Origin of the sequence: Paenibacillus konkukensis (assembly GCF_023523925.1) — a bacterium.
Taxonomy (GTDB): domain Bacteria; phylum Bacillota; class Bacilli; order Paenibacillales; family NBRC-103111; genus Paenibacillus_S; species Paenibacillus_S doosanensis.
The window spans coordinates 6935118-6951447 of record NZ_CP027059.1 but is presented as its reverse complement, the minus strand read 5'-3'; the positions used below and the strand labels follow the sequence as shown (position 1 = coordinate 6951447).

The following is a 16330-nucleotide window of genomic DNA, read 5'->3' as shown; positions in this document are numbered from 1 at the left end:
CGCTCTCACCAGCCTTTTTCAGAATCGGATTGATGTAAGATCCAGGAACGAACATCTCCTATTAAATACAACGTGCCGGAAACGACGGCCAGGTCGTCCTTTGCCGTTCTGCCTTTTACCTGCTCCAGCGCCGCCTTCCAATCCGGTTCCACGATCACGTCCACATCGGTTCGACCGATCTCCTGTAAAAGCGTTCTGGCCAGCTCGGCTAGCTTAGCAGCATCTTCCTTTTTGTGCCAATCCGGCTCGGTAAGGATGAGGGTATCCACCAATGGCAGTATATGCCGCAAATATTCGGAATGATTCTTTGTCGAAAGCATTCCCATAACGAAGTGTAGTTTATTGTATGTGTAAGTTTCCTTAAGCGCCTGTGCTAGTACTGCCCCGCCTTCGGGATTATGAGCCCCGTCGATCAAAATGCGCGGAGTTTGCGAGATCATCTCCATCCGGCCTGCCCACCGCGTATCCTTGAGAGCCTTAACCAGCACATCGTCCTCCACGATCAGCGCATAATATTGGCGCAGCAGCTCCAGCGCCATGACCGAAACCGCCGCATTCTGAAATTGATGCCGGCCGTTCATCGAGATGCCGAGATCCGGAATATTGCGGAACGGGCTGTAAAAATGGAACGTTTGATCGTTTTCCCGCGAAGACAACGCTTCGTAACGGAATTGCCGATCCAGCAAATAAAGCGTGCTGTTTTTCTCCTTCGCCGTCCGATCCAGCACTTCGACCGCTTCGGGCTGGCCGACCGCGCTGACGACCGGGACGCCGGGTTTAATAATGCCCGCCTTCTCCGCAGCGACTTTGGCGATCGAATCGCCCAATATTTCCATGTGGTCGTGCCCGATGTTCGTGATAACCGACAGGATCGGAGCGACGACGTTGGTGGAATCGAGCCGGCCTCCAAGGCCCGTCTCCCACACGACGAAGTCGGGATAAGCGACATGAGCGAAATATTCGATGGCTACCGCCGTGGATACTTCGAACATCGTCGGCTGGCCCAGCTCGCTCGCGGCGATTTCATCGGCCAGAGGCTTGATCTTGTTAACTACGCGCACCAGGTCCTCATCGGGGATATTTTCGCCGTTCAGGCGAATTCGGTCCGAATATTTCTCAATGTAAGGGGACGTAAACGTCCCCACATCGTATCCGCTCTGCTTCAGCACTTCCGTCAGGAAAGCGCAGACCGAGCCCTTGCCGTTCGTTCCCGCTACATGAATGAATTTGAGGCGGCGTTCCGGATGATCCAGAAGCTCCATCAGCTTCTCCATCCGCTTAAGTCCCGGCTTAATTCCGAAAGGGATCAAATGGACGATCCAATTGACGGCTTCCGCCGCGGTGCGAAAAGCGCCTGCCGTTTGTTGCGCTGTCACGTTCGTTTCGCTCACTTCAAACTCACCCTCTCAGTTCTGCCAGACGGGCGTTCACTTTATCCCGCTTGTCGGCATAATCGGCCAGCTTCGCTTTTTCCTCGTCGATAACTTTGGCCGGAGCCTTCGCTACGAAGCCCGGATTGTTCAGCTTCTTCTCAATCCGTTCCACTTCGCCGTGCAGCGTCTGCAGCTCCTTCTCCAATCTTGCCAGCTCCTGCGAAATGTCGATCAGCCCGGCAAGCGGCAGATACAATTCGGCGCCGGTTACGATGCCTGTCATGGCTTTGTCCGGAGTGGCGATTTCCATGCCGATATCAAACAGCGACGTATTGCAGAAACGTCTCACATACTCTTCGTTCCGTTTCAGAATAGCTAGAGTGTCTTCGCTTGCCGGTTTCACCAGCAGCTCGATCTTTTTGCTCATCGGCACGTTCACTTCCGCCCGGATGTTACGGACCGTACGAATCATATCCATCAGCAGCTCCATTTCGCGAACCGCATCGGGCGCTTCCAGACCCGCTTCATATACCGGCCATGGCGCCAATGTAATCGTGTCGCCTTCATGCGGCAGATGCTGCCATATTTCCTCGGAAATAAACGGCATGAACGGATGAATCAAACGCTGAGTGCGGTCCAGCACGTAAGCAAGGACGGATTGGGTCGTATGCTTCGCCTGTTCGTCGGCGCCGTATAAGGACAGCTTGCTGAACTCGATATACCAGTCGCAAAGATCGTCCCAAATAAAGTTGTACAGCAGTCGTCCGGTTTCGCCGAACTCGTACGAATCGATGAGGCGGGTAACCTCCCGCACGGTTTCGTTCAAACGATGCAAAATCCAGCGGTCGGCCGTGCTCAGCGAACCGGTCAGATCGATTTGTTCGGCCTTGAAATCCCCGAGATTCATCAGCGCAAAACGGGATGCGTTCCAAATTTTGTTGGCAAAATTACGCGCCTGCTCGACCTTTTCCCAGCGGAAGCGAAGATCCTGCCCCGGTGTGGAGCCGGTGGAGATCATAAAGCGCATGGCGTCCGCTCCGTACTTCTCGATCACTTCCAGCGGATCGACCCCGTTGCCGAGCGACTTGGACATTTTGCGGCCTTCCGCGTCGCGTACGAGGCCGTGCATCAGCACATCCTTGAACGGAATTTGGTCCGTAAATTCGAGTGCGCTAAAAATCATCCGCGCCACCCAGAAGTAAATAATATCGTATCCCGTCACCAGCAGGCTGGTCGGGTAGTAACGTTTCATATCTTCGGTTTCATCCGGCCAGCCGAGCGTGGAGAACGGCCACAATGCGGAGCTGAACCAAGTATCGAGCACATCGTTGTCCTGACGAAGATTCGCGCTGCCGCAGGAGCACTTGGTTACCGCTTCGCGGGATACATGCATTTCACCGCAATCCTCGCAGTACCAGGCGGGAATCCGATGCCCCCACCAAAGCTGGCGGGAAATACACCAGTCGCGCACATTCTCGATCCAGTGCAGGTAAATTTTCTCGAACCGGTCCGGAATGAAGTTAACGCCTTCGCCGGCTTTTTGCGCTTCGATCGCACGATCGGCGAGCGGCTTCATTTTGACGAACCATTGGGTGGACAAGTACGGCTCGACAACGGCGCCGCTGCGCTCGCTGTGTCCCACTTGATGAACGTGATCCTCGATCTTGATGAGAACGCCGGATTCCTTCATGTCGGTGACGATTTGCTTCCGGCATTCGAAACGGTCCAAGCCTTTGTACTTGCCGGCGTTGTCGTTCATTGTGCCCGTATCGTCCATGACGAGAATTTGCGGCAAATCATGGCGTTTGCCGACCTCGAAGTCGTTCGGATCGTGGGCCGGCGTAATTTTCACGGCGCCGCTGCCGAAATCTTTCTCGACGTACTCGTCGGCTACAATCGGAATTTCCCGGCCGATGATCGGCAGCACGAGCATTTTGCCGATCAGATGCTTGTAGCGGTCGTCCTCCGGATGAACGGCGACGGCGGTATCTCCGAGCATCGTCTCCGGCCGCGTCGTCGCTACGACGATCGATTCGCCGCTGTCTTTTACCGGATAACGCAAATGATACAAATGACCCTGAACTTCTTTATATTCCACCTCGATATCCGAAAGCGCCGTGCGCGCCGCCGGGTCCCAGTTGATAATATAGTTGCCGCGGTAGATCAGCCCTTTTTCGTACAGCTTGACGAACACCTCGCGAACCGCTTTGGACAATCCTTCGTCGAGCGTAAAACGTTCTCTGGAATAATCCAGCGAGAAGCCCATCTTGGCCCATTGCTCCCGAATGGTGTTGGCGTAGGTTTCTTTCCATTCCCACACTTTCTCAAGGAACTTCTCCCGACCCAAATCGTATCGGGTTACGCCTTCCTCGCGCAGCTTTTGCTCCACTTTCGTTTGCGTCGCAATGCCCGCATGGTCGGAGCCGGGAAGCCACAGCGCATCGTAGCCCTGCATTCTTTTGGTGCGGACCATAATGTCCTGCAAGGTGAAGTCGAGCGCATGGCCGATGTGAAGCATCCCCGTTACGTTCGGAGGAGGAATGACGATCGTATACGTTTCGGCGTCCTGCCGCTGCCCCGCTTTAAAATATTCGCCTTTCAGCCAATAATCGTACCATTTTTTCTCCGCTTCCTTCGGATCGTAAGTGGTCGGCATTGAAGTTGCCGATCCCTGCGTTTGTGCTGCTTTGGTCTCTTCCATACGTATAAACCTCCATTTATCAAGTCATTCATAACTATTGGTTTCGGGCATTCACGGTGAAGCCGAAGAACCGGCCGTATGCGCCGTTTCCCAAAACAACAAAAAAATCCTTTCGCCGCAAAGGACGAAAGGATCTGCTTCCGTGGTACCACCTTTATTCCGCTTGAATAGCGTATTGGATTCGCGCTTGCCTCGCTTATGAGGGCAAAGCGTACAAAAACGGCTCTCCATGCGGCACTTAACAGGTAACGGCTGCGGCCGGCAGTGTCTATTCGCATAAGACGCCCGAAGCTTTCGCACCTTCTTCTGAAATGTAGGCGACAGGCCGATTGGGTCTCTTATGCTTTGAACATTGCAACTCCAGGGCGACTTCGGCCAGTTACGTCCTGCGGAATCTTCCAGCGTAGCAATTCCGCTCTCTGAAGGGTTGGCTGCCTATTATTCCCTCTCCAAGTTGTTAAGATGTATAATCATTCCTATGATAAACAACATTGCACATAGAGTCAATACGGTAGGCGTCTATAAATATCGTTTGTTCTCATTATAACCAAATAACACCTCCATCAAACCCGCAGCGGGCCGACGAGGTGTTATTTTGAGCCGCATAATCTTCGCTTTGAATCGATTACTTCGGAATGTACACGATTTGCCCTTCCGACAAGTCATTCTCGCCAAGCCGGTTGAACAGCGCGATCTCCCGAGGGTTCAGATCGTAACGCTTCGCAATCGTCTCCAGCGTCTCTTCTTTCTGCACGATGCACAGCCGCAGCCGCTTGAATTCCTGCTGCTCCTGTCTAGGACCGCCGAGGAGCCGCTTCCATTCCAGCTTGTCGCCTGTCGGAGGCGCGGCAGCAGGAGCCTCTTCTTCGGGTCTGGTCTCGCCCTTGGACGATACGGCGTTTTGCAGCAGTGACGACAGGCCGGCAGACTTGGAAGACTCCGCGCTTTCCGTCTTTTTGCCGGAGAAGGCGATCTTCATTTCCTTCTTGTCTTCCTGCTGGCTAAGCGGCTGGAGCGGCTCGTTCTGTTCGCTTTGTTCGTTCGGCTCGTTCGCCTCCGCAGCCTCCAAGCTCTGGTTTTGGGCGGCTTCGGCATCTGCGGCTTGCTCAGACTCTTTCACCGCGGAGAGCGAGCCGCTTTCGGCCGCCGACCAGCTTTCCGACCGGTTGCTCCGCTCGGCGGCAGGACTGCCCTTCGGCTCCGGAATCGGGTTCGCGGCGGCATAAGACGACGGCGGGGAAGACCACTGCTGCTGATTGGCCGAAGGCTGGGCGGCAAAGCCGGACGCCTCCGTTCTTTCCGCCCCGCTCGGTTCCGCCGTCTCTCCTTGCGCAAACGCCGCTTCTTCGGCAAATCCCGGCTCCTGTTCAAACGGCGGCTCTTCCTCCTGCAGCGCCTCTTCAAACCGCTGAGCTTCCTCGGGCGCCTGCTCCCGAGCCTCGTGAACGAATACGACCTCCTCTTCCTCCTCGCCCCAGCTGTCGGCGGAAGCGGCCGATACGACTTCAAGACCGTTCAGCGAGAGGACGCCGGTAATATTCAAGCTTCTCGTAGACAGCAGCTCCACGTCGAAATTTTCAATTTCTACCGCAATATCTTCCATCCGCTGCACGCGATTCATAGGAAGCGTAATTTCAACGGGAATCAGATGCTCCAAAGTTCTATTGAAAGCATCCTGTTCGTCCACATAGGTGCCGGACAAGAGCAGGTTGCCTCTGAGCAGCGCTTGATCCCCTTGCGGGAGCACCTGAATATGCGGCACCAGCTCGACTCCCTCCAGCTCTTTGATGCCTGCCACGCCTTCCGATAAATGCACTCGTTCATAAATGTCAAACCGCAAACCGCTTTGTTGATCAGCCAATGTATTGCCCTCCCTTTCGTAAAGCTAGTCTCGCAAACCGCATCCGAAAAAATGGGTCAGTATCACTTATCTATAGGATTATATGGTTTGCGCGGGAGGAGCATGACTATATTTTTTTCAAAGTATTATAAAGGACCTGCATATCGGCCGGCCATGGAGCTTCAATATGCAGCGGCTCCCCTGTGAACGGGTGGCTCAGCAGCAGCGTTTCCCCGTGCAGCGCCTGTCTGCCGATGAATTCTTCGGGCCCGCCGTACAGCGCGTCTCCCCAGATCGGATGACCCAGATGGCTCAGGTGAACCCGGATTTGATGGGTGCGTCCCGTTTCCAGCCTCAGGCGGACAAGCGCCCCGCGGCGCCACTGCTCGGCTACTTCGTAATGGGTCACCGCCCGCTCTCCCGTAGCGGATACCCGCCTTCGCCCGGCATGATGCCTGTCTCTGCCGATCGGCGCGTCGACGACGCCTCGCCGCTCCTTCCATCGTCCTTGAACGATGGCGGCGTACCGCCGTTCAATACGCTTCTCCCGCATCGCCTCGTCCAGCGCCAGCTGAGACCACTCCGTCTTGGCATACAGCACCGGCCCGGTCGTATCCTCGTCCAAGCGATGAATATGCCGAACCTTGCACGGCTGTCCGGTCGATGCATAGTGACTTGCGACGGCATCCGCCAAGGTCGTCTCTTCCCGTTCTTTGGACGCGCCCCCGTCCCCGTGCACCTTCATTCCGGCAGGCTTATGGACAACCAGCAAAAAATCGTCCTCGTACAGCACTTCTATCGGAACCCAAACCGGCATAAGCTCAAGCGATTCGTCGGGAAACAATCTGAGGCGCGCTCTGGTTCCTTTAACGGACACGCCGCCGCTTCTGATTAAATTGCCGAGAAATTTATCGGACATCGGCAAATAGCGCTTCAGCTCGTATTCCGACTCCGGAACTTGCGGAAGCCTCAGCTCCAGCCATTCTCCTTTTCGTTGCCATGGAAATATCATCTGTCAAGCTCCCTTGTGAACAGTTTTTCATTACGCCGGCGGCATCCCCCGTCTTCCGCGAGAAACAATCCTGCCGGAATAACGACGGACAGCTCGCCCTATTGTAGCAAATTGCGCGCTTCCCCTCAAAGCCTTTTTCCCAACCGGCACGGCTTTCCTTCCGCTATTCAAGCCTATCGGAATATGATAGAATAATAGAGTTAAAAACCAATGATTATGTTTATATTTTAAACAGGAGTGGACAAAGTGAGCACTGCCCAACAATGGCTTGAGTCTGGAAGACAGCAGCTTCGCGATTGGAGCTGGATAAAAAAATCGTTGATGCTGATTGCCGTACTTACGTTTCTTACTTCAAGCTTTATGTTTTGGACCGGTCCGGGCACGGACATGCGTATTTGGATGGCCCGTACGGTCATTATTACCCAGCACCGCGACTGGGCGTGGCTGTTTGTCGGCACGGAGAAGCGGGACGCGCTGATTCAGGAAATGATCAACAACGTCGAAGATAATGCCAAGGAAAAGCAGCTTCCCGGCTTGATCAAAACGACGCAACAGCGCATCCGTTCAATCGACGAGCTGATTAAAGTCGAAGATATTTCCGGCAAGTTCTGGAAAGGAAAACGGATGTATGTGTACGATCCCAAATCGATTCGCCTGATGACGCCTGCGAAGTCCGGCGAAGGCGAGAAAATCACCTCGATGGTGAAACGAACCGGAGCCGTGGCCGGAGTGAACGCCGGCGGCTTCAACGACCCGGAAGGGCTCGGCAACGGCTTTGCGGCGATCGGAGCTATCATCTCCGGCGGCGATATCATTTATACCGACCAGGACGGCAGCGTTCCGCAGCATATCGTCGGCTTTACCAAGGACGGAACTCTCGTCATAGGCAAATACGATATGTTCGAGCTGCGCGACATGGGCATATCGGAAGCGGCGTCCTTCTATCCGCGCGTCATCGCCAACGGCAAGCCGCTGCCGATTGTCGACAACAGCCGCGCTCCGCGGACGGCCGTCGGGCAAAAAGCGGACGGTACCGTCATCTTCATCGTCATCGACGGCCGCCAAGCGCAAAGCGTCGGCGCGACCTTGAAGGAGGTCCAGGATTTGTTCATGGAGGACGACGTCATCAATGCCGGCTTTCTTGACGGCGGAGCTTCATCCGAGCTGGTCGTCAACGGCGAGCTGGTTACAAGCCCTTCAAGCCGGTACGGCGAACGGCGGCTGCCATCGGCGTTCCTGGTGTACGATCATCCCGAGAACGTCGTCGCCAATCGAGTCTGGGACGGTCTCGACAAGATCGATCCGGGCGGCTCTTACGATCATCCGGATTACTTGAAAGAACAGGCGGAGCTGAAAGCCAAGCAAAAAAATAATCCGACACCTACTCCAACACCTTCGCCGACACCGTCTTCATCGCCAACGCCATCGCCGGGCAAGACGGACACGGATAAATCCAAGACGACGGATGCCAATCGGGAAACCGGTAATGGAGCAGGCAAGGCGGGGACGGCAACCGATAATAAAGGCACGAAGCCTGGAACGGATGCCGACGCCAAAGATAACGGCACGAAAGACGCCGGGGCGAAAGATACTGCCGACGGCGCCAAAGACACGAATAGTTCGAAAGACACGAATAGTTCGAAAGACACGAATGGTTCAAAGGATACGAATGCTGCAAACGGAAGCAAGGAAACGGTCCCGCCGAAGACGGAAACCGGAGCGGGCCAGAACCAGAACGGAACCGGTTCTAACTCGGGTACAGGCGCCAATCCGAAGGATAGCGACAACGGCAAGACGCAGAACGGCGGCTCTGCCGGTGCTGGCGGCAATAACGGCGCGGACGGTTCTACCCCGCAGCCGACCGGTACTCCTACTCCTGCTGCTACGCCTTCTCCTTCACCGACTCCGGCTGGAGGCAAGAGTACGGAGCAGGAGCCGAAAAACAATGATAGCACGGGAGCAAACGGCGGAACATCGGGCTCCAAATCCGGTGCTGCCGGCGGCTCAGGCGCGACAAGCGGTTCAACGGTCAATTCATCGTCCGCAACCGCAACGCCGAACCCTAGCCCGTCCCCGGGAGGCAAGACCGAATAAGGCGACCGGCTGAGAACAAGAAGGAACAAATCCCCCAAAAGTGACGTGATGCACTGAAGCTTATTCCGTCCGCATCCAGCCTAAGCTGGATCGGCGTCTAACCATTCAGCTAGGATCGTTCTATGGGTAGACATTACTTTCGGGGGAGCCCCCGGTTATCTACAGGATATTGCTGCGCATCATTTTCTAAACAACAAAAAAGAGGCCCTTCCTAGACGGAAGAGGCCTCTTCTTACGTTCTACAGACTCTTGAGCGCTTCATAGTGCGCCGCAATCGTCGTTTCAATATCTTCATCCGTATGAGCCGTCGACACGAACATGCCTTCGAATTGCGACGGAGCGATGCTTATTCCTCGGTCAAGCAAAGCCGCGAAATAGCGGTTGAACTTGTCCAGATCGGAGGTTTTGGCCGTTTCGTAGTTAATGACCTGCCGCTCCGTGAAGAACGGGCAAATCATCGAGCCTACCCGATTGATCGTGCTGGCAATGCCGATTTCCCGGGCGTTGCCGAGGAAGCCTTCTTCCAGTCGCGCCGCCTTTCGCTCCAATTCCTCGTAAACCCCCGGCTCACCCAGCAAACGAAGCGTCGTATATCCCGCCGCCATCGCAAGCGGATTTCCGGACAGCGTGCCTGCTTGATAGATCGGGCCGCTGGGCGCGATATGCTCCATGATATGCCGTTTGCCGCCGTACGCGCCTACCGGTAAACCGCCGCCGATGATCTTCCCAAGACAGGTCAGATCCGGATCAATGCCGTACAAGCCTTGAGCGCTGTGCAGGCCGACGCGGAATCCCGTCATCACCTCGTCGAAAATGAGCAGGCTGCCATAGCGGCTCGTTATATCGCGAAGCCCTTGCAAGAAGCCGGGCAGCGGCGGAACGACGCCCATATTGCCTCCGATCGGCTCGACGATGACGGCGGCGATCTCTTCGCCGAACTTTTCAAATGCCAGCCGCAGCGACTCCAGGTCGTTATACGGAACGGTGATCGTATTCACTGCCACGCTTTCGGGCACGCCGGGGCTGTCCGGCAAGCCGAGCGTAGCCACGCCGGAGCCGGCCTTAATCAGCAGCGAATCGGCATGTCCATGATAACAGCCTTCGAACTTAACGATTTTCGACCGCTGCGTATAGCCTCTGGCGAGCCGCAGCGCGCTCATGGTCGCTTCCGTGCCGGAGTTGACCATCCGCACCATTTCGATCGAAGGAATCCGTTCAATGACAAGCTTGGCCATCTCCGTTTCCAATTCGGTCGGAGCCCCGTAGCTGGAGCCCTTCTCGGCCGTCCGTTTGATCGCTTCCACCACTTCCGGGTGGGAGTGTCCTACAATAAGCGGTCCCCACGAACCGATATAATCGATAAACTCGTTACCGTCGATATCGTAGACCCGGGAGCCCGCTCCCCGCTCCATGAAGAGGGGCGTCAATCCTACCGATTTAAAAGCGCGCACCGGGCTGTTGACACCTCCCGGAATGACCTCCTTCGCTTCGGCAAAAGCTTTGGCCGAGCGCTCATCCACACGTTTACGCAAGCTCATTTTGCTACCCCTTCCTTCACATGAAAATGACTTGTCAAGCCCGATTGGCCGAGATATAATTATCCGAAAGCTGCGGACTTGTTCCCCATAAATAAGCGAGGCGAAATCATGATCGAACTTTTAAATAAAGTGCCGCTTTTTTCGAAGCTGAACCATCAACAACTGGAAGCTATCTCGACCATTTGCACCAAGAAAACGTTTAAACCCGGCACAGTGCTGTTTAATGAAAAGGAGCCCGGCTCCATTTTCTACATTTTGTCCAGCGGTTCCATTAAAATTTATACCGCAACAAGTTCCGGAGAAGAAATGATCTTGTCGCTGATGAAAGCCGGAGACAGCTTCGGCGAGCTCTCCCTGATCGACGGCAAGCCCCGCTCCGCCTCCGCACAGACGCTCGAAGAAAGCGTGCTGATCTCCATTACGGCTCCAAGCTTCATCGGATTGATGAAGACCCATTTTGGCATTTCCCTCGGCATTATGCAAGAGATGTGCAGCCGCCTTCGCGATACGAACCAGCATGTGCAGGATCGCACGTTTCTCGATGCCAGAACCCGCGTCATCAAAAGCCTCGTTACGCTGGCTAACAAAAACGGAACCCGCACCGGCAACTCCATAACTATCAAAATGACGCTCAATTACGATGAAGTCTCGCAAATGGCGGGAGTACAAAAGCCGATATTGATGCAAGTGATACGGGATCTTCAAGATAAACGGCTGCTCAGCCTCAACGGCCAGGAGATGCGCCTCGATCTCGGTCAGCTAAGGGAGTAATCGCTCCGGCGTCAAACGTCGAATTGGCACCGCAGCTGCCAATCCGAGCTGCGAGCCGCAAGGCGCAGGCCCGCTATGTAAGCGGGCCTTGATCGTCTTGAGTGCGTTACTTGCCTTCGCATAACTGATAGATGACGTCGCTGAGCGTCTCCATATAAAGCGGATCGGTGTTCAGAGACGGGGTGCGCTCCAGATGGATTCCGAGCTCCTTGGCCGTCTGCTGCGCCTCGATATCGAGATCGTACAGCACTTCCAGGTGATCGGAGACGAAACCGACCGGACAAACAAGAACGTTCTGAACCTGCTCCTCGTTCTTTATCGTATGCAGCACATCCAGAATATCCGGTCCCAGCCACGGCGATGCCGTTCGGCCCGCGCTCTGCCATCCGAACTGCCAGTTGTCGACGCCGGTCTGTTCGGCAACCGCTTTGGACGTTGCAAGCAGCTGCTCCGGATACGGATCGCGCATTTCAACAATTTTTTCCGGCAGGCTGTGCGCCGTGAAGATAACGCGAATGTCCGCTTTGGGCGTATCTTCGAACCGCTGCAGCGTTTCCGTCACGCGGTTCGACAGCGCTTCGATCAATTTCGGATGCAGATGATAGCTTTTGACGAACTGCATGGAAAGACCGAGCTCCTCCGCCTTCTCCTGCGCTCGCTTAATGTAGCCGCCCACGCTCATGACCGAATAATGCGGCGCCAGCACGATGCCGACCGCCTGCCGAATACCGTCTTTCGCCATCTGCTCCACCCCGTCCTCAATGAACGGCGCGGCATGCTTAAGCCCTTGATAACAGACGAATTCCACTTGCGGATGATCGGCGTTGAGCCGCTCTTCCAATGCTTTCACTTGTTTGTTCGTATTTTCGCGAAGCGGGAAAAAGCCGCCTACAATCGCTTCGTAACGATCGGTCAATTCCTTCAGCTGCTCCGGGCTCGGCGGATTTCCGCGGCGAATATGGGTGTAGTAAGCTTCAACCTGGTCCAGGCTTTCCGGTGTTCCGTAAGACATCACCAGGACGCCGATACGTTGTTTGGACATTTTAAACACCACTTCCTTGTTTCAATTGGGCAATCGCTTGCTTGGAATAAGTATGAACGTAGTCCGTCAGCTCCCGCAGCTTGTCGAGCGATGCTTCCGGGAACAATCCGTGTCCCAGGTTGAACACATAGCCCGGCTGCTGAATGCCTTGATCGATAATGGCTTTGGCCTGCTCCTGAATAACCTCCATCGGCGCCGTCAGCACATAAGGGTCCAAATTCCCCTGCACCGCAAAGGCCGAGCCGACTCTTCTCCGTCCTTCGGCTATCGATACGCGCCAATCCAGCCCGATGACGTCGGCTTTGACGTTATGCAATAGCGGCAGCAGCTCCCCTGAACTGACGCCCGGGAAATAAATTTTCGGCTGCTCCTGGTCGCTCAGCTCCGCAAAGATCCGTTCGATCGTCGGCAGCACGTATTTCTCGAAATCTCTCGGCGACAAAGCTCCGATCCAGCTGTCGAACAACTGCACGGCTTTCGCTCCGGCGGCAAACTGCGCTTTCAAATAAGCGATAACCATATCGCCCAGCTTATCCATCAGCTGAAACCATACCGCAGGCTCGCCGTACATAAGCTCTTTCGTGCGGATGTAGTTTTTCGACGGCTTGCCCTCGATCAAATAGCTTGCTACGGTGAAAGGAGCCCCGGCAAACGTAATCAACGGAACCTGAAGCTCAGCTACCAAAATCTCGATCGTTTTTATAATGTGGGATAAATCCTGCTCCACTTGAATCGGACGAAGCTTAGCCACGTCGGCCGCCGTCCGAACCGGGTTATGAATCACCGGGCCAACGTCCTTCACGATGTCGAAATCAATGCCGATTGAAGCAACCGGATTCATAATATCCGAATACAAAATAGCCGCGTCAACCCCCAGCTTCTTCACCGGCATCATCGTCACTTCGGCAGCCAGCTCCGGCTGCTTGCATATTTCCAGCAAGCTGTATTTCTCCTTAATCTTGCGGTATTCCGGGTCGTATCTTCCCGCCTGTCTCATATACCATACAGGGAGAGTATCTACCTCTTGTTTTTTGCACGCTCTAATAAAAGTGTCGTTATAACTCATTGGTTTACCCCATTTCCGTTTACTCCTAAGACCTACTACTCATTATGCCCTATTTGGCAGGCTCTAACAACTGATTGCCCCCTATAGATTCCGACAAAAGTATGACAAGGACGCACCCGCCGCGCCGTTAAAAACCGATTTTCTCATAGGAAAAGTATTCATTGACCGCTCCCCGATTACCCGCGGTTGGGCAGCGCCGACTGGCAGACGCGACCAGCCTGGAGGAAAAGCGAAAAGAGTTTTTTAACCGAACGTGCCGGCTAAAAAACTCTTCTCCTGGTCGTGCTGCCTTATCAGAGGCTTCCTTCGCGAAGCCATTTGGCGATATCTTTGGCAAAGTACGTAATGATCAGATCCGCTCCGGCGCGTTTGAAGCCAAGCATCGTTTCCATGACGATCGACTTCTCGTCCACCCAACCCTGAAGTGCCGCGGCTTTGATGAGCGAATATTCGCCGCTGACATTATAAGCGACGAGCGGCAGATCGAATTGATCGCGCAGCAAACGAATGACGTCCATATAAGCCATAGCCGGCTTCACCATCAGGAAATCGGCGCCTTCCACGACATCGGACTCCGCCTCGCGAAGCGCTTCGCGCACATTGGCCGGGTCCATTTGATACGTTTTGCGGTCGCCGAACTTCGGAGCGGAATGCGCCGCTTCGCGGAACGGACCGTAATAAGCGGATGCATATTTGACCGAATACGACATAATCGGAGTTTGATCGTAGCCCGCTTCGTCCAAGCCTTGGCGGATCGCATAGACGAAGCCGTCCATCATATTCGACGGAGCGATGATGTCGGCTCCGGCTTCTGCTTGGGACACGGCCGTTTTGACCAGCAGTTCAAGCGAAGGATCGTTCAAAATTTCGGCGCGCTGCGTCTTCTCATTCACATGAACGACGCCGCAATGGCCATGATCGGTAAATTGGCACAAGCAAGTGTCGGCGATGACCAGCAGCTCCGGGTACAGCTCCTTGATCTTGCGAGTCGCTAGCTGGACGATTCCGTTATGGTCATGAGCCGAAGTACCGTGAGCGTCTTTATGCTCCGGCACGCCGAAAAGCATGATCGCTTGAATGCCGAGGCCAGTTACTTCTTTAAGTTCTTCTTGCAGCAAATCGAGCGATAGATGATACACTCCCGGCATTGAGGATATTTCTTCTTTCAACCCGGAGCCGTGCGTTACAAAAATAGGATAGATCAGATCATGAACCGAAATGCTGCTCTCTCTCACCAGATTGCGCAAAGCTTGAGAGCTGCGCAGCCTCCGGTTGCGAACGATAGGATAACTCATAGCAGATTCCTCCTCATCTTCTTGTTAGTAACTATGAATGCAATATACCAGACTTGTCATTACTATTCTTTACGCATACAAACTCTGCACGAGAGAAGCTACGGTAGCTTCCTCCGCCACGTAATCGACGGTAAGACCGGCTTCCCGCGCCGTCTGCGCCGTCATCGGGCCGATACAGGCGATCCGGCATGACTGCAGCAGCTCAAGCGGCTGCTCCGCCCCCAGCTCGCGCAGCGCCAGCAGCAAATTCGTCACGGTCGAAGAGCTCGTAAACGTTATAATATGAAGCGCCTTCTGCTGAAGCAGATCGATCACCTCGGCCCCTCCGCCCGTATCCAGCACCGTTTCGTAGACGTCGACTTCGGTCACGTCCATTCCGAGCTGCTTCAGCCGCTCGGGAATATACGCTTTGGCGATGTCTGCGGTAGGAAGCAGGACGCGCTGCCCCGGCCTCAGCTCTTGTTCGATCGATTCCAGCAGCACGTCGCCCTGAAACTTCGCAGGCAGCAGATCGACCAACAAGCCTCTGCGTTCCAGCGCTTCGGCTGTCTTCGGGCCGACGGCGGCGATCCGGGCTTGATACAGCATGCGGATATCGATCCGCTTCTGCTGCAGCCGTTCGAAGAAATAATCGACGCCGTTGACGCTGGTAAATAGCACCCATTCGAACTCCGGCAAGCGCTCCAGCGCCGCATCCAGCGCAGCTCTCGCTTCCTCGCTGGAAGGGGGCTGGGTGCGAATGACCGGGAACTCCACCGCTTCGCCGCCCAGCTCCTCGATTTGCTGAACGAGCTCGCTCGCTTGGCTGCGCGCGCGAGTGACCAGAATGCGCCGGCCGAACAGCGGCTTCTTCTCGAACCAGGCGAGCTTCTCGCGAAGCTTGACCACTTCGCCGACAATGATGACGGCCGGCGATTGAAAATTGGCCGCGCGCACCTTGTCCACGATATCCGTCAACGTTCCCGTCAGCGTCGCCTGCTCCATCCAGGTTCCCCAGCGGATTAACGCTACCGGAGTGGCGGCGGACTTGCCTCCGCGGATCAGCTGGCTGCAAATAAACTCCAAATTGGCCACGCCCATAAGAAAAATCAGCGTTCCCGACGCCTGGGCCAGATTGTCCCAGTTGACGCTGCTGTAAGTTTTGTTCGGGTATTCATGCCCCGTAACGATAGAGAATGAAGAAGTAAAGTCGCGATGCGTAACCGGAATTCCCGCATAGGCGGGAACGGCGATCGCCGAGGTGATGCCCGGCACAATTTCGAAGCCGATGCCGTTATCCGCAAGCAGTTCCGCTTCTTCGCCCACGCGGCCGAATACGCTCGGATCGCCGCCCTTCAGACGGGTGACTACTTTGCCCTGAAGCGCCAGATCGACAAGCAGCTGATTGATTTCGCCTTGCTTCATCATATGCTTGTCCGGCAGCTTGCCGACAAAGATTTTCTCTGCGCCCGGCTTCATATGCTTCAGCAGCCTAGGACTGGCCAGACGGTCGTATACGACGACGTCGGCCCGCTGAATCGCCTCCAGCCCGCGCAGCGTAATGAGCTTCGGATCACCGGGACCTGCTCCTACGAGATAGACGACGCCTTTACTCACCT

The 16330-nt window shown here is 55.1% G+C and carries 11 protein-coding genes; 2 read left to right on the top strand and 9 right to left on the bottom strand.

The genetic code is table 11. From position 1 onward, the window contains the following. Window positions 1–5: 5 nt before the first annotated feature. From SK3146_RS30155 to SK3146_RS30140, 4 genes are all read right to left on the bottom strand, one after another. Window positions 6–1376, bottom strand: a complete 1371-nt coding sequence (locus tag SK3146_RS30155) for a bifunctional folylpolyglutamate synthase/dihydrofolate synthase (RefSeq protein ID WP_249862249.1) — start codon at window positions 1374–1376, stop codon at window positions 6–8. A gap of 22 nt (window positions 1377–1398) precedes the next feature. After that, on the bottom strand, window positions 1399–4074 hold the full coding sequence (locus SK3146_RS30150) for a valine--tRNA ligase (protein WP_249862248.1): 2676 nt from the start codon (window positions 4072–4074) through the stop codon (window positions 1399–1401). Between the two features lie 625 nt (window positions 4075–4699). Continuing rightward, window positions 4700–5935 carry a LysM peptidoglycan-binding domain-containing protein gene (locus SK3146_RS30145; RefSeq protein WP_249862247.1) on the bottom strand — a complete coding sequence of 412 codons (1236 nt, stop codon included), beginning with the start codon at window positions 5933–5935 and terminating at the stop codon, window positions 4700–4702. A 106-nt stretch (window positions 5936–6041) separates the two neighbouring features. Beyond that, complete coding sequence (locus tag SK3146_RS30140; protein ID WP_249862246.1) at window positions 6042–6926, bottom strand: RluA family pseudouridine synthase; 885 nt, start codon at window positions 6924–6926, stop codon at window positions 6042–6044. 246 nt (window positions 6927–7172) lie between these two features. On the opposite strand from SK3146_RS30140, the gene SK3146_RS30135 reads away from it, so the two are divergent. Further along, entirely contained in the window at window positions 7173–9020 is a 1848-nt protein-coding gene (locus tag SK3146_RS30135; RefSeq protein WP_249862245.1) for a phosphodiester glycosidase family protein, read from the top strand. Window positions 9021–9259: 239 nt separating this feature from the next. Here the strand turns inward: SK3146_RS30135 and hemL are convergent, their stop codons facing one another. Beyond that, a complete protein-coding gene (gene hemL, locus SK3146_RS30130) occupies window positions 9260–10558 on the bottom strand; it encodes a glutamate-1-semialdehyde 2,1-aminomutase (protein ID WP_249862244.1) in 1299 nt (432 codons plus the stop codon). A 108-nt stretch (window positions 10559–10666) separates the two neighbouring features. On the opposite strand from hemL, the gene SK3146_RS30125 reads away from it, so the two are divergent. Further along, the gene (locus SK3146_RS30125) at window positions 10667–11329 is read left to right on the top strand and encodes a Crp/Fnr family transcriptional regulator (protein ID WP_249862243.1); all 663 of its coding nucleotides are present in this window, start codon (window positions 10667–10669) and stop codon (window positions 11327–11329) included. A gap of 106 nt (window positions 11330–11435) precedes the next feature. Here the strand turns inward: SK3146_RS30125 and hemH are convergent, their stop codons facing one another. From hemH to cobA, 4 genes are all read right to left on the bottom strand, one after another. Then, window positions 11436–12371 (bottom strand): ferrochelatase, encoded by a 936-nt coding sequence (hemH, locus tag SK3146_RS30120; RefSeq protein WP_249862242.1) that lies wholly within the window; start codon window positions 12369–12371, stop codon window positions 11436–11438. A 1-nt stretch (window position 12372) separates the two neighbouring features. After that, complete coding sequence (hemE, locus tag SK3146_RS30115; RefSeq protein ID WP_249862241.1) at window positions 12373–13437, bottom strand: uroporphyrinogen decarboxylase; 1065 nt, start codon at window positions 13435–13437, stop codon at window positions 12373–12375. A 293-nt stretch (window positions 13438–13730) separates the two neighbouring features. Continuing rightward, window positions 13731–14732, bottom strand: a complete 1002-nt coding sequence (hemB, locus tag SK3146_RS30110) for a porphobilinogen synthase (RefSeq protein ID WP_249862240.1) — start codon at window positions 14730–14732, stop codon at window positions 13731–13733. Window positions 14733–14801: 69 nt separating this feature from the next. Next, the gene (gene cobA, locus SK3146_RS30105) at window positions 14802–16328 is read right to left on the bottom strand and encodes a uroporphyrinogen-III C-methyltransferase (RefSeq protein WP_249862239.1); all 1527 of its coding nucleotides are present in this window, start codon (window positions 16326–16328) and stop codon (window positions 14802–14804) included. Between the last annotated feature and the right edge of the window lie 2 nt (window positions 16329–16330).

What these genes read in the sequence shown, in the direction of transcription:
- hemB (WP_249862240.1), bottom strand. Translation starts at nt 14,732, where the DNA reads ATGAGTTATCCTATCGTTCGCAACCGGAGGCTGCGCAGCTCTCAAGCT.
- hemL (WP_249862244.1), bottom strand. Translation starts at nt 10,558, where the DNA reads ATGAGCTTGCGTAAACGTGTGGATGAGCGCTCGGCCAAAGCTTTTGCC.
- hemH (WP_249862242.1), bottom strand. Translation starts at nt 12,371, where the DNA reads ATGTCCAAACAACGTATCGGCGTCCTGGTGATGTCTTACGGAACACCG.
- SK3146_RS30150 (WP_249862248.1), bottom strand. Translation starts at nt 4,074, where the DNA reads ATGGAAGAGACCAAAGCAGCACAAACGCAGGGATCGGCAACTTCAATG.
- hemE (WP_249862241.1), bottom strand. Translation starts at nt 13,437, where the DNA reads ATGAGTTATAACGACACTTTTATTAGAGCGTGCAAAAAACAAGAGGTA.
- SK3146_RS30140 (WP_249862246.1), bottom strand. Translation starts at nt 6,926, where the DNA reads ATGATATTTCCATGGCAACGAAAAGGAGAATGGCTGGAGCTGAGGCTT.
- SK3146_RS30125 (WP_249862243.1), top strand. Translation starts at nt 10,667, where the DNA reads ATGATCGAACTTTTAAATAAAGTGCCGCTTTTTTCGAAGCTGAACCAT.